Origin of the sequence: Streptomyces sp. NBC_01549 (assembly GCF_026339955.1) — a bacterium.
Taxonomy (GTDB): Bacteria; Actinomycetota; Actinomycetes; order Streptomycetales; family Streptomycetaceae; genus Streptomyces.
This window is the reverse complement of record NZ_JAPEPW010000003.1, coordinates 560946-574041: the sequence shown is the minus strand read 5'-3', so window position 1 is coordinate 574041 and position 13096 is coordinate 560946. Positions and strand designations below refer to the sequence as shown.

General features: G+C 68.7%; 11 protein-coding genes and 3 pseudogenes. 6 read left to right on the top strand and 8 right to left on the bottom strand.

Going from position 1 to position 13096, the window contains the following annotated elements; all coding sequences use genetic code 11:
• Positions 1-66 precede the first annotated feature (66 nt).
• Together pflB and pflA are read left to right on the top strand one after the other, a co-directional pair.
• Positions 67-2325 (top strand): formate C-acetyltransferase, encoded by a 2259-nt coding sequence (pflB, locus tag OG819_RS48870; RefSeq protein WP_266656148.1) that lies wholly within the window; start codon positions 67-69, stop codon positions 2323-2325.
• Positions 2326-2330: 5 nt separating this feature from the next.
• The gene (gene pflA, locus OG819_RS48865) at positions 2331-3059 is read left to right on the top strand and encodes a pyruvate formate-lyase-activating protein (RefSeq protein WP_266656146.1); all 729 of its coding nucleotides are present in this window, start codon (positions 2331-2333) and stop codon (positions 3057-3059) included.
• Between the two features lie 414 nt (positions 3060-3473).
• Here pflA and OG819_RS48860 read toward each other — a convergent pair whose 3' ends face one another.
• Positions 3474-5864: a SpoIIE family protein phosphatase gene (locus OG819_RS48860; protein WP_266656527.1), complete on the bottom strand. Its 2391-nt coding sequence runs from the start codon at positions 5862-5864 to the stop codon at positions 3474-3476.
• Between the two features lie 239 nt (positions 5865-6103).
• On the opposite strand from OG819_RS48860, the gene OG819_RS58875 reads away from it, so the two are divergent.
• Positions 6104-6259, top strand: coding sequence for a hypothetical protein (locus OG819_RS58875; RefSeq protein ID WP_323138063.1), 156 nt, complete (start codon positions 6104-6106; stop codon positions 6257-6259).
• Between the two features lie 620 nt (positions 6260-6879).
• Entirely contained in the window at positions 6880-7044 is a 165-nt protein-coding gene (locus tag OG819_RS48850; protein ID WP_266638079.1) for a hypothetical protein, read from the top strand.
• A gap of 336 nt (positions 7045-7380) precedes the next feature.
• Here the strand turns inward: OG819_RS48850 and OG819_RS48845 are convergent.
• From OG819_RS48845 to OG819_RS48835, 4 genes and pseudogenes are all read right to left on the bottom strand, one after another.
• A pseudogene (locus tag OG819_RS48845) lies at positions 7381-7530 on the bottom strand (IS6 family transposase); the annotation flags it as partial.
• Between the two features lie 52 nt (positions 7531-7582).
• Positions 7583-7861 (bottom strand): annotated as a pseudogene (locus OG819_RS59320) (Mur ligase family protein); the annotation flags it as partial.
• Positions 7812-7958 (bottom strand): annotated as a pseudogene (locus tag OG819_RS59315) (Mur ligase domain-containing protein); the annotation flags it as partial. The pseudogenes OG819_RS59320 and OG819_RS59315, both read right to left, overlap by 50 nt.
• 122 nt (positions 7959-8080) lie before the next feature.
• A complete protein-coding gene (locus OG819_RS48835) occupies positions 8081-8563 on the bottom strand; it encodes a hypothetical protein (protein ID WP_266656144.1) in 483 nt (160 codons plus the stop codon).
• A 318-nt stretch (positions 8564-8881) separates the two neighbouring features.
• Between OG819_RS48835 and OG819_RS48830 the strand changes: the two genes are divergently transcribed.
• Together OG819_RS48830 and OG819_RS48825 are read left to right on the top strand one after the other, a co-directional pair.
• Positions 8882-9259 (top strand): hypothetical protein, encoded by a 378-nt coding sequence (locus OG819_RS48830; RefSeq protein WP_266638071.1) that lies wholly within the window; start codon positions 8882-8884, stop codon positions 9257-9259.
• Positions 9260-9532: 273 nt separating this feature from the next.
• Entirely contained in the window at positions 9533-10222 is a 690-nt protein-coding gene (locus OG819_RS48825) for a GNAT family N-acetyltransferase (protein WP_266656142.1), read from the top strand.
• A gap of 382 nt (positions 10223-10604) precedes the next feature.
• Here the strand turns inward: OG819_RS48825 and OG819_RS48820 are convergent, their stop codons facing one another.
• From OG819_RS48820 to OG819_RS48810, 3 genes are all read right to left on the bottom strand, one after another.
• On the bottom strand, positions 10605-10976 hold the full coding sequence (locus OG819_RS48820) for a VOC family protein (protein WP_266656140.1): 372 nt from the start codon (positions 10974-10976) through the stop codon (positions 10605-10607).
• Positions 10977-11124: 148 nt separating this feature from the next.
• Entirely contained in the window at positions 11125-12381 is a 1257-nt protein-coding gene (locus OG819_RS48815; RefSeq protein ID WP_266638066.1) for an MFS transporter, read from the bottom strand.
• Positions 12372-12872, bottom strand: coding sequence for a MarR family winged helix-turn-helix transcriptional regulator (locus tag OG819_RS48810; RefSeq protein WP_266638064.1), 501 nt, complete (start codon positions 12870-12872; stop codon positions 12372-12374). The genes OG819_RS48815 and OG819_RS48810 overlap by 10 nt, the downstream gene beginning before the upstream one ends.
• Between the last annotated feature and the right edge of the window lie 224 nt (positions 12873-13096).

The window sequence follows — 13096 nt, the reverse complement described above, 5'->3', positions numbered from 1 at the left end:
GGCCATGGCGTCGCACGAGCATCGAAAGGGAGACATTCCAGTGCGGAGCAAGGGAGAGAACCGGCGATGACAGCGACAGTGACAGCCGGGACGCGCGCCCCCGAGGCCTGGCGCGGCTTCGCCGGGACACGATGGCGCGAGCACGTCGACGTACGCGACTTCATCCAGGCCAACTACACACCGTACGAGGGTGACGAGGCCTTCCTGACCGGCCCGACGGATCGCACCCGCACCGTGTGGGAGAAGGTCAGCGCCCTCTTCCCCGAGGAACGGCGCCGGGGGATCCTCGACGTCGACCCGGCGACCCCCTCGACGATCACCTCGCACGCGCCCGGGTACATCGACCGCGAGCGGGAGTTGATCGTCGGCCTGCAGACCGACGCCCCGCTGAAGCGCGCGATCATGCCGAACGGCGGCCTGCGGATGGTTGAGAACAGCCTGAAGGCGTACGGCTACGAGCCCGACCCCTTCGTCACGCGCGTCTTCGGCACCTACCGCAAGACCCACAACGACGGTGTCTTCGACGCCTACACCCCCGAGATGCGTGCCGCGCGCAAGGCCGGGATCATCACCGGACTGCCCGACGCTTATGGCCGCGGCCGGATCATCGGCGACTACCGGCGCGTGGCGCTGTACGGCACCGTCCGACTGATCGAGGCCAAGCGCGCGGAGCGCGCAATGCTGGACGCCGAGCCGTCCACGTCCGACGTCATCCGCGACCGAGAGGAACTCGCCGAGCAGACAAGGGCGTTGGACGAACTGACGCGAATGGCGGCCACCTACGGCTGCGACGTCTCCCGCCCCGCCACCACCGCCCACGAGGCCGTGCAGTGGCTCTACCACGGCTATCTCGCCGCCGTGAAGGAACAGAACGGCGCCGCGATGTCGCTCGGCCGCACCTCCACCTTTCTGGACGTGTACCTGCAACGGGACCTGGCAGAGGGGATCCTCGACGAGGTCGGCGCCCAGGAGCTGATCGACGATTTCGTGATCAAGCTGCGGATCGTACGGTTCCTGCGCACCCCCGAGTACGACGCGCTGTTCTCCGGCGACCCGACCTGGGTGACGGAGTCCCTCGGTGGCATCGGTACGGACGGGCGTCCGCTGGTCACCCGGACTTCCTTCCGCTTCCTGCAGACTCTCTACAACCTCGGCCCGGCCCCTGAACCCAACCTGACCGTGCTCTGGTCGCCCCGACTTCCCGCGGGCTTCAAGGAGTTCTGCGCCCAGGTCTCCATCGACACCAGCGCCGTCCAGTACGAGTCCGACGAGCTGACGCGCCCGCGCACCGGGGACGACACCGCGATCGCGTGCTGTGTGTCGGCGATGGCGGTCGGCCGGCAAATGCAGTTCTTCGGGGCACGGGTCAACCTCGCCAAGGCCCTGCTGTACGCGCTCAACGGCGGCCGGGACGAGCTGACCGGCGAGCAGATCGCACCCGAGACGCCCGCGCTGACCGGGGAGTACCTGGACTACGAGGAGTTGTCGACCGCGTACGACCGCATGCTGGACTGGCTGGCGGGGACGTACGTCAACACGCTCAACGTCATCCACTACATGCACGACAAGTACGCCTACGAGCGCGTCGAGATGGCGCTGCACGACCACCCGGTCCACCGCTTCATGGCCTGTGGCATCGCGGGTCTGTCGGTCGCCGCCGACAGCATGTCCGCCGTCAAGCACGCGCGGGTGAAGGTGATCCGGGACGACACCGGGCTGGCCGTCGACTTCGAGACCGAGGGCGACTGGCCGGCGTACGGGAACAACGACGACCGCGCCGACGCCCTCGCGGTCGGCCTGGTCGAGTCCTTCATGGCCAAGGTGCGCAGGCACCCGACCTACCGGGACGCCGAGCACACCCAGTCCGTACTGACGATCACCTCGAACGTCGTCTACGGCCGACACACCGGCAACACCCCCGACGGCCGGCGCGCCGGACAGCCCTTCGCACCCGGGGCCAACCCCATGAACGGACGTGACCGGCACGGTGTGGTCGCCTCCGCGCTGTCGGTCGCCAAGCTGCCCTACGAGCAGGCCCGTGACGGCATCTCGCTGACGACGACGATCACCCCGGAGGGCCTGGGACACGCGCCAGGCGAGCGGGCCGGGAACCTGGTCGGCATCCTCGACGCGTACACGGCCTCCGGCGGCTTCCACATGAACGTCAACGTCCTGGACCGGGCCACGCTGGAGGACGCGATGGAACACCCGGAAAAATACCCGGAGTTGACCATCCGCGTCTCCGGCTACGCCGTCAACTTCGTCCGTCTGACCCGTGAGCAGCAGCTCGACGTGATCAGCCGTACCTTCCACGGATCGCTGTGAGGACCATGGCGACCGGCCGGATCCACTCCTGGGACCTGTCCACCGGCGTGGACGGTCCCGGGACCCGGTTCGTCCTTTTCGTCAGCGGCTGCCCACTGCGGTGCCTGTACTGCGCCAACCCCGACACCTGGCACATGCGGGACGGCCGCGACGTCACGGTCGACGAGGTGATGGCGGAGATCGAGAAGTACCGGGGCTTCGTCACCACGGCCGGGGGAGGAGTGACGATCACGGGAGGCGAGCCATTGCTTCAGCCCGCCTTCACCGCCGAACTCGTCCGTCGCTGCAAGGAGGCGGGGCTGCACACCGCACTCGACACCTCCGGCTTCCTCGGCGAGCGCGCCACCGACGGACTCCTCGCCGACACCGACCTGGTACTTCTGGACATCAAGTCCTTCGACATTCGCACGTACCGGAAACTGACCGGCGGGGAACTGGCCCCCACGCTCAACTTCGCCACCCGCCTGGACAGCCTCGGCACCGCGGTGTGGATCCGCTACGTCCTAGTCCCCGGCTGGACCGACGATCCGGAGGCCGTGAGCGGGCTCGCCCGCTTCGTCGCCGGTCTCGGCAATGTCGACCGCGTGGACGTCCTCCCGTTCCACAAGCTGGGCGCCTCGAAGTACGAGGCTCTTGGGGTCCCCTTCCCACTGCGGGACAACCCGGTTCCCGAACCGGCGCTGACGGAGCGCGTCCGTGAGCAGTTCAGGGAGCACGGGCTCACGGCTTACTGAGGCCTGAAAACTGGGGCCGTCGATGACGGGAGGGCACGGTGGCGGGGCGGGCGCCATTGAAGCCCGGGGGCTCTGGACGCCCGCGCGTAGGGCCCCGGGACCCTGTGGGCTTTTGCGGTCCCATGACGTGTGGCGGGCTTCAGCACATCACATGGGATCCGAAACCGCTGCGGCCGATCGATCTTCCAAGGCCCGGCTTCCCACATCGAAGGAGACCGTCGCCATGACCATGATGGACCGGGGCCCAGAGCCCCAGGTCTGAAGCGGGAGCGCGAACCAGACTGGCACTTATCATGTTCCTGAGCGAGCGTGGCATCGGTCACCGGAAGCAAGTTCCTCGTCGAAGCGACTGTGCCCGTGGACTGGTTGTCTGCGGGTTCTTCCGCGACAGCGACCGCACGTGGTCAGGTGCCGTCACGATCGCTCGTTCGGAATGACGATCTCAGCCCAGATCGACTTCCCTGTGGCCAGGTGGCGCGTGCCCCAACGTTCGGCGAACTGGGCGACGAGCAACAGGCCGCGCCCGCCTTCGTCGAAGATGCGGGCTCGCCGCATGTGCGGGGCGGTGCTGCTGGCATCAAAGACCTCGCAGATGAGCACGGTGTCGCGGATCAGGCGCAGCTGGATGGGAGGGTCGCCGTAGCGGATCGCGTTGGTGACGAGCTCGCTCACCACCAGCTCGGTGGTGAAGGAGACGTCGTCCAGTCCCCAGTCCGCCAAGCGACGGGAGACCTCGCCACGCGCACCCGCCACGGTGGCCGGGTCGGAAGGCAGATCCCAGGTGGCGACCCGGCCCGTGCCGAGGGCTTGGGTGCGCGCGATGAGCAGGGCGACGTCGTCCGAGGGCTGTACGGGAAGCAGGGTCCGGATCAGGTCGTCGCACATGGCCTCCAGCGAGGGAGCGGGCCGCTCCAGGCGTTGGAGCAGCAGCGCCATGCCCTTGTCGAGGTCGTGTTCGAGGGACTCGACCAGGCCGTCCGTGTACAGCGCGAGGAGGCTGCCTCGGGGCACTTCCCATTCGACCGCTTCGAAAGGCAGCCCGCCCACTCCCAGCGGAGGCCCGACGGGCAGGTCGACGAACTCCGCCGTGCCGTCGGGCGTCACCACGGCGGGCGGGGGATGGCCCGCCCCGGCGGCGGTGCAGCGGCGCGAGACCGGGTCGTAGACCAGGTACAGACAGGTGGCGATGAGATCGGTGACGATATCGAGCTCCGAATCCGCGGCAGTGCCCTCCTCCCTCCTGAGGTGGGTGACCAGGTCATCGAGGTGGACGAGGAGCTCCTCGGGAGGCAGGTCGACGTCCGCGAGAGTACGTACCGCGGTCCGTATCCGCCCCATGGTGGCTGAGGCGCGCAGACCGTGGCCCACCACGTCTCCGACGACCAGGGCGACCCGGGCGCCCGACAGGGGGATCACATCGAACCAGTCACCGCCCAGCCCGGCCTGGGCGCGAGCCGGCAGGTAGCGGTGGGCCACCTCCACGGCGTCCTGAGCGGAGAGCCGCTGCGGAAGCAGACTTCGCTGCAGGGCCAGGGCGGTGGTCCGCTCGCGGGTGAAGCGGCGGGCGTTGTCCACGGCCACGGCGGCGCGTGCGGCGATCTCCTCCGCGAGGAGCAGATCGTCCTCGTTGAAGGGGTCACGGCGCCGGTGGCGGACGAGCACGGCCACCCCGAGCGTGATGCCGCGGGCGCGCAACGGGATCACCATGAGCGAGTGCATTCCGAAGGCGTGGACCTTCACTGCGCGCGCGGGGTCGGCCGTCCGCCAGCTCTCGACGGCTTCGTCCAGGGTGCGGTGCAGCGAGGAATGCCCCGTGAGCAGGCAGCGGGCGGGCGGCGAGGAATCCGGGTAGTAGTCCACATCTCCCGGCCGGATCACCGACTCGGGTACACCGGGAAGGACTGACTGCTGGGCGACGCGGCGCAGGCCGATGGAGCCCTCGTCGGAAGGCCTGGGCTCGAAGCCGCGCAACAGGGAGTCCAGCAAGTCGATGGTTATGAAGTCGGCGAGTCGGCCAACCGCCACATCGACCATCTCCTGTGCCGTGCGCGTCACGTCGAGGGTGCTGCCCACCTGTGTGCTGACGTCGTTCAGCAGGGTGAGCCGCTCTCGAGCCCGGTGCAGCTCGGTGACGTCGAGCGCGATGAGCTGCACGTGGCGCACCTCCCCTGCCGGGTTCCTGACGGGGGACACGGTGACGGCCCAGAAGCTTCCGTGGGCACTGGGGCGCGGTCGGCCGTGCACATGAAAAAATTCTGGCTCTCCCGTCTCGAAAACCCTGCGCATCCCCTCTTCGACCGTGGTGCAGATATGGGGAGGCATGATGTCGGTGACGCGTCGGCCACGCATCTGCCGCTCCGAGAGGCCCAGCGCGCGGACCGCGCCGGCGCTCCCGCGCAGGGCCCGCAACTCGGTGTCGTAGATCATCACCGGCAGGTGGGACTGTGCGAAGGCTTCCTCTGCCGTCGCCTCGCCCTCATACGGATAGGGCTCCTGACGCGGACGCGTCTGCTGTGGCGGAGTGGCCACGATGAGCCACTGTGCCTTGCCCTCCCTGTCGAGTGACGCGTACGCCTGGAGCTCGGCTTCCATGTCGTGGCCGTCCCGGTGTCGCAGCGGGGTCGTTGCGTTCCGCCCCTCGAGAACCGCGGAGAAATCCACCGGTGCGTGGGCGTTCCGGCCGAGCAGACGCGCCGCTGGACGCCCGACAACGTCCTCGTACGGGTACCCGAGCAACCGCTGTGCGCCGGTACTCCACCCCGTCACGTTCCCCAGCGCGTCAACGACTGCCGTGGCCGAGGTCATCGGACTCGGAGGCGGACCGAGGCCGTTTCCTAGGGGGCCGGCATTCTCCATGTCCATTCATCGCCCATCCTGCCCCCAGGCTTGCGGGTCCTGGCGTGGCAGAGGCCGCAGGTCGGCGAAACGTCGCTTCCCGTCGCGACGGCTCCTTATCTTCACTTGTATCTCTCCTTGAGCGCGCACGCAGGTCGACGAACGACGCGGAGGGGGACTCCGCACCGATATCGCCGCGCACCTCGGCCATGTCGGCCAACGCGCGGGTGTGTGTGCTCAACCCCCGTCTCCAGCCGGTGCCCGTCGACCTGCCCGGAGAGCTCTACCTAGCGGGAGCGGGCGTCACCCGCGGTTACCTCGACCGCCCGGGGCTAACGGCGGAGCGGTTCGCGGCCTGCCCGTAGGGCGGGCCGGGCGAGCGCATGTACCGCACGGGGGACCGTGTGCGCTGGCGGGAGAACGGACCCCTGGAGTACCTCGGACGCCTCGACGACCAAGTGAAGATCCGGGGCTTCCGGGTGGAGCTGGGCGAGCTGGAGGCGGCTCTGCTCCGGCACGTGGACGTGGCGCAGGCGGCAGCCGCCGTACACAAGGACCGGACGGGCGACGCCCTCCTCGTGCTGCACGCCGTTCGACAGGGGGGAACAGCCATGCCGGGCCCGGAGTCAGCGGTCCCGTTGCGGAACCGCGAAGAAGATAACGGGGGCCCGGCCGGCCGCGGGAAGTGCGCGGTGATCCCGGGTCCCGTCTGTTCGTACGCCCGCGCCGGTCGCGGTGTTCGGGCTGCGGGATCCGCACGTGCTGCTGCCGGAGGCCATCTGGCCGCGGTGGGCGGATGCGGCCGAGGTGATAAAGGGCTGGCCTGGAGACGTCCCCCGGGATTTGGGGACTCCGCCAGGCCGCCGCGCATCTGGACCGGGCCGAGCGCAGCGTCCGACGCTGGATCCGCCGCTTCCGCGGGCAGTCGGAGGCCGATCGCCGGTACTTCACGGTCGTGCCGGTCGCGGCCGCTGATGATCCGGTGATGCCCGCACCGTCCCGGACTCCGCTGACGGACGCCGTCTCGGCCACCACGGCCGCCCATCGGGCGGCCGTGGTGAACTGGGGCCGCATGAACACGGTGTCGCGGTGGGAGTTCGCCGGCCGGTCGGCCCCGCTCCGCTGTTCCCCGATGGCACCGGCGGCCTGATCCACCTCACCAGTCACGGCCTGCCCCGCTCGGTCAACAACATCGCCTTGGAGGCGCTGATCGCTGCGTTTGCTGACGAGAGGAGCATCGCTTCCTCCCGCCTCTCCATCACCAAGACGTACGCGACAGCGCGGACCACGAAGGCGGCAGCGGGACCACGAAGACTGCGGCGGCCTGGCGGTCACCGTGGCCAGGCAGAGCCGAGCAGTCGCGGCCCAGGGCGTCAGGGTCGGGATGGGAGCCCACAACGCTCGCCACGGCGCTGTCACGTTGTTAAGTGCGTGGATTTCTGACGTCATGTCAGGGCGTGGCGGAGGTCGGGTCTCGGGTCGGTGCTCAGGCTTCGGCGGGCAGGCCCGCGATGCCGGTGACCTGGTCCCAGATCGCGAAGCGGATGGTCATTTCGGATCGGTAGTCGGAGGCTGTCATCAGATGGCGGCGGGGCCGGAAGTGCGGTGAGATGCCGCTGAACGCGGACAGAAACCGCAAGGACGATGCCGATCTGCGGCGGGGTGAGCGACGCCAGGTAGGCGATGTCGCCCTCGTGGCGGGCGCCCATCTCCAGGACCAGGTAGCGGGTGGTTTCGCTGGCGCGCGGGACGGTCAGCGGCAGGCCGATCTCGGTGTTGAACGATCCCGGGGTGGCGACGGTTCCCCCGTGTCGGCTGAGGACCTGCGCGAGGAGGTCCTTGGTGCTGGTCTTCCCGGCCGAGCCGGTCAGCGCGATGATCTGTGCCCCGGTGGGGGTCAGGACGTGCTGCGCAAGGCGGCCCAGGGGCCGCGGTGACGTCGGGGACGACGACGGCGGGAACGCCAACCGGGCGGGTGGCCAGCACGCAGGAGGCGTCGGCGGCGGTTGCCTGGTCGACGAAGTCGTGGCCGTCCAGGCGGGCGCCGGCCACCGCGACGAACATGCCGCCGGGGCCGACGTCGCGGGAGTCGCTGGCACTGCGGCCGGTCACCCGCATCTGGGGATCGGGAGCGTCGTGGACGGTGCCGCCCGTGGCGTCGGCGATCTCGGCGAGCGTCAGCGAAATCACGAGCTGGTCCTTCCGGCGGTGAGCGGAGCGAAGGTGATGGCGCGTCCGGTGTAGGAGGCGGACAGGCGGCTGAGCGGCACCCGGGCGTGACTCTGGCCCCAGGCGGACGGGTCACGGATGAGGAAGTCCGGGTCAGTGCCGTCCTCGTAGCCGCGGGCGATGACCAGGTGGCCGCCCTTGCGGCCGTCGTCGGGGAACTGCTCGGTCACCGAGATGACCACCGGGGCGTCGGCCAGGCGGTCGATCAGGTCCCTGGCCGCGACGGGTTCGGCGCGGCCAGGGACCCCGTAACTGGTAGCCAGGTCGGCGAGGCCGGCGTGGAGCCAGCCCCGGTCGGTCAGGGCCTCGTGCTTGACGCCGAGCTTCAGCAGCTCGGTGACCGACAGGGCCTCACGGCCGTAGGCGAGCATGACGAGGCCGGCAATCGAGTGCTGCTGGTGCCGGTGGAGATGCGTCGCCCGCCGCGTGCCTCTCTTCATCTTGCCGTGCGCCCGCACCCAATCGCCTTCGGAAATCGCCCCTTCGAACGCGTAGCCCGGAAAGTCCACACCGTCTCGGAGTTTGATTCACCCTGTTGCTCGGTGCGTGACTGCACACCGCGCACTTGCCCCTCCACCACTCCGTTGCTGATGCCGAGCGACCGAGTCGATTGAGGGCTCGCGGCAGCCGACTGAGGAGACCGGGCGGGAGTGAAGGCCTCGGATGGCCGACGGGCCTCTTCCGGGGACGGCCGTCCTCGACCGTCGGGAGAGATGGCCCCGTTGGGCTGAAGCCCGCCCGCGGCGTACGCGGGCGCAGTGCGGGACACGCCCGCGCGGCGGGCGACGGCGGCAACGCTGATCTTGGCTTTCTCACGGCGGAGCCGGGCGAGGGCGTCGTGGACGCGTTCGACGGCGGCCTCGGTGCTGCGGCGACCCTTCCTCTACGAGAACCCCGAGGCCAGAGCCGCCGTCACCACGGCGATGGCCGAGACCGGCGAACGGCGGACCGGGATCCTCGCCGACCAGGACAACGAACACGAGGCAACCTGCCGCGAACGCGCGCTGAACGCCGAGGACTCCCTCAAAACTGCCCATGCAGAGATCCTCGCCCCCAGCGGGCTCGCATCGGCGAACTCCTCGTCGAGAGCCGGGACTTGCAGGCCGAGTGGACCTAAGAGGCCATCCAGCGGATAACCACCGAGAACACCACCCTCAAACAGCGGGTCCGCCAGCTCACCGCCGACAACCGCACTTTCGACGAGCGGCTCAAGGCCGCCCGCTCCAACCTCCGCTTCCAAGACCGGCGCCTCGCCGACCTCGAAACCCGCCTCGCCGACCCTACTGGCCAGGGGTGAAGTAAGAACCGGACAGTCGCCGCGGGTCACACCGCGGCGACGACATCTCGGTCAGCGCCCCCTGCGACGAAAACAAGGTGAGCGGAGTCTGGTCAGCCCCGCAGAATGACTCATGCTCATCGACCACTGGCCTCTGCTCGGACTGCGACTGACCACGCCTCGCCTGGAACTCCGTCTGCCCTCAGGTGAGGAACTCTCCGAGCTGGCCGACCTTGCGGCGGAAGGCGTCCACGATCCAGACCGCATGCCCTTCTCCGTCCCCTGGACGGATCTGCCTCCCCGGGAACGAGCACGTTCGGTGGTTCAGTACTACTGGCTCCGGCTTGGCAACTGGACCCCGGACAACTGGGCCCTGAATCTCGCGGTCTTCGAGCACGGCCAGATCGTCGGTCAGCAGACGATCGCCGCCCGCAACTACGCGACCCTGCGTGAGGTCGACACCGGCTCCTGGATCGGCCTTCGACACCAAGGACGAGGAATCGGCACCGAAATGCGCGCAGCCGTCCTTCACCTGGCGTTCGCTGGGCTGAAAGCAGCCGAGGCAACCTCCGGCGCCTTCGCGGACAACCCGTCATCGTTCCGGGTGTCCAGCAAGCTTGGCTACGAGCCAGATGGCATCGAGCGCCTGACCGTGCGCGGCCAGGTCACCGTCATGCGCCGACTGCGGCTCTCCCGCGCGCGGTGGGAGGAGCACCAGCAAGCAAGCGTCTCAATCGACGGACTCAGCGCCTGTCTGCCTCTGCTCGGCCTGGCGGATAAGACCGACGACTGCCCGATGGGCTTCACTGACCGGCCCTCGTGAGCTAACCAACCACCTCGACGCCCCCGCCACCGACCCCGGCGGCCGGGGCGTCGAGCGACATCACCTAGACGAGCGACAGCAAACGAGCTGAGCCGCCGTCACGGACATTGATCCGGTGCCGACCTGGCTGTCCTGTCTCTGTGACGTGTAGGCAGTCCTGCTCTTCCGTAGGCATGTACGGCTGGGTTCGGCCATGTGTAAGCAAGCTCTGGAGAGTTCCGGTCTTGTGTGGGTACGGCGCTCACGGCGCCTCTAGGGTCAAGGCGGCTGATCGGCGCCGTACCGGGGGTCCGGATGGATGTGCGCGAGGTGTCGGCGGAGGACGTCGAGCTGGAGTACGTCAGGACGGCCGGTATCCGTCAGCGGGGGTCTGCACCCCCAGTTAGTCTCTGACGATGCAGAAGGGGTGCCCAGCCGGATCGGTGAGAACCCGCGCTTTGGCCCCGTGAGGCTGGTGATCCGGCTTGCTCGCGCCCAGCTCCAGCAGCCGGGCCTCGGCCTCTTCCAAGTCCTCATCCACCTTGAAGCAGATGTGAAGCTGCTGGGGAACGGTTTGGTCAGGCCAGCGCGGGGCCTGGTAGTCGTCAACCCGTTGGAAGCCGATGGAGAGTCCGTCCTCACGGTCGAGACCGGCGAAGTCGGCGTCCGACTTCGGGTGGGGTTCGAGGCCGGTGGCCTGCTGATAGAAGGCCGCCAGAGCCAGCGGATCAGGGCAGTCGAGTGTTATCGCGCTCAACTTCATCTGCAGGGGCATGACACCTCCGGGGCGACCAGTGGACTTCCGCAATGAAGATCCTAGAGGCGACTGCCTACGGTTGAGCGGGACACAGACCGCCAACCTGTCCCACTCAACCGTAGGCGCCGAAGGGCGCTGCCCAGCCAGGCGTTTGCCGGAGCCGGGGTCAAGGGCTGGCTGAGGCTGTGTGGGGTGGGGACGGTGCGGAGGAACTGCGCAGGTCCGCCGTGGTGGCGCCCACCACGGCGACGGCGCCGAGACACAGCAGGCCACCGCTGACGAGGGCTGCTGCTCCCGAGGTGGCGTCCGCGACGAGGCCGCCACGCATGTTGCCGATGTCGGGGCCGGCTTGCCCGACGATCTGCTCAGCAGCGCTGACCCGGCCGAGTAGTTCGTGTGGGGTGTGCATCTGGACGACAGTGCTCCGGGATACGACGGAGACGGTGTCGGCGGCGCCGGCTATGACGAGAAAGGCCAGACCGACCCACGGGTCGGGTGACATGCCGAAGAGCGTTAACGCCGCGGCCCAGGTTGCGGATCCGCCAAGCATGACCAGGCCGGGGCGCGGGAGCCGGGTGAAGGTCCCGGAGAAGAGGGACGCTGCCACACCGCCGACGGCTATGGCTGTGAGGAACAGTCCGAGAGTGCGCGGATTGCCGCCGAACCGCTCTGCGTTGATCAAGGGAAACAGGCTGATGGGCATCGACAGCACGGTCGTGGCCAGGTCAGTGAGCAGGGCCCCGCGAATGACGGGAGTGCGGCCCAAGAAGGCCAGACCGTCCAGCACTCCGCGCAGGCCAGGCCGTGCGGGCTCGTCTCCGGGGTTCATCCGCGGCAAGCCCAACGCGCCGTAGAACGCGGCGATGAAGGTGAGGGCGTCGACCAGGTAGCAGCCGCCGACGCCCAGCCCGCCCACGATCAGCCCGCCCAGCGCGGGCCCCACCAGCATGGCGCCCTGGAAGGCGATGCGTCTCAGCGCCACTCCCGCGGCCAGCTGGTGCTTGGGCAGAAGGTGCGGAATGAAGGTGCGTGAAGCCGGGCCGCCGCCGGCGACGAAGCAGGACTGAACGGCGACCAGCCCCAAAACACCGGCGACAGGAAGGTGCCCGAGGAAGCCCTGGAGTGCGAGGAGGAGCGAACACACGGCTTGCCCGCTGGTCGTGAGCAGATAGAACTTCCGGCGGTCCACGCGGTCGACGAGCGACCCGGCGAAGAGACCGAGCGCGACGAGTGGAATCGCCTGTGCCAGCCCGACGGCGCCCGTCCACGTGGTGCTTTTCGTCATCTGCCAGACCTGGAACATCACGGCGACGAGTGTCATCTGGCTGCCGAAACCGGACAGGGCTTGGCCGAGCCACAATCGCCGGAACTGCGGTGACGACCGGAGTGGGGTCACGTCGAGCAGCGTGTGCCTCAGCCCCATGCGGGGTCCTCCGCCAGCTTCTCGGTGACCCGGTCGTGAAAGCTCTTGCGCTCAAGGGCCTGCTCGATATCGGCGACAACCCGGGAGAGCGGGTAGGGAATCTCGGCCTCAAGCTCAGCGAGGGCGTCCTCGGTGGCACGCCATTCTGCCGCCAGGCGACCGACGACGCGGCGGCCTTTGTCGGTGAGCGTCACCCTCTTGCTGCGCGCGTCATCGCCCACGACCGTCTGGACCCAGCCGGCCATGCGCATCGCGGCAACTTTCTGGCTGAGCGCTGAGTGCGTGCGGTGGACCGACTCGGCCAGTTCGGTGATGGTCATGGGTCCGCAGGCGTGAAGCCGGAGCAGTTCCATGACGAAGCTTGTTTTGAGCCCGTCGATCTGTTGCTCGGAGTAGATCCGGGCGATGTCGGCGTCCATCGACGCCTGGAGCAGGCGCAGGGGCCGCCAGAGGCTCTGCTGGCTGGGGTCGAGCGCATGGGAGTCGGTCATCAGCGTATCGTAACAGCGCTTATATAAGTACTGTTGCTTTTGCATGCCGATGCCGGGCCAACCTCGATGAGCTTGCGGCGGACCTGACCCGCCGCGACCTGCTGCTCCAGGCAGCCGAACTGCACCGGCAGTACCGCAATCGCGCCGCCACCGACGGGCAGCTGCCGCTGGGCGGAGAACTCGTGTTATGGCCAGCTGAAGCGGCGCTTACCGCCTTGACCAGG

Excerpts from the sequence above, each read along its gene's own strand:
- OG819_RS48850 (WP_266638079.1), top strand. The coding sequence starts at position 6,880 with ATGCCCGCACCGTCCCGGACTCCGCTGACGGACGCCGTCTCGGCCACC.
- pflA (WP_266656146.1), top strand. The coding sequence starts at position 2,331 with ATGGCGACCGGCCGGATCCACTCCTGGGACCTGTCCACCGGCGTGGAC.
- OG819_RS48825 (WP_266656142.1), top strand. The coding sequence starts at position 9,533 with ATGCTCATCGACCACTGGCCTCTGCTCGGACTGCGACTGACCACGCCT.
- OG819_RS48820 (WP_266656140.1), bottom strand. The coding sequence starts at position 10,976 with ATGCCCCTGCAGATGAAGTTGAGCGCGATAACACTCGACTGCCCTGAT.
- OG819_RS48810 (WP_266638064.1), bottom strand. The coding sequence starts at position 12,872 with ATGACCGACTCCCATGCGCTCGACCCCAGCCAGCAGAGCCTCTGGCGG.
- pflB (WP_266656148.1), top strand. The coding sequence starts at position 67 with ATGACAGCGACAGTGACAGCCGGGACGCGCGCCCCCGAGGCCTGGCGC.
- OG819_RS48815 (WP_266638066.1), bottom strand. The coding sequence starts at position 12,381 with ATGGGGCTGAGGCACACGCTGCTCGACGTGACCCCACTCCGGTCGTCA.
- OG819_RS48860 (WP_266656527.1), bottom strand. The coding sequence starts at position 5,864 with ATGACCTCGGCCACGGCAGTCGTTGACGCGCTGGGGAACGTGACGGGG.
- OG819_RS58875 (WP_323138063.1), top strand. The coding sequence starts at position 6,104 with ATGTCGGCCAACGCGCGGGTGTGTGTGCTCAACCCCCGTCTCCAGCCG.
- OG819_RS48835 (WP_266656144.1), bottom strand. The coding sequence starts at position 8,563 with ATGAAGAGAGGCACGCGGCGGGCGACGCATCTCCACCGGCACCAGCAG.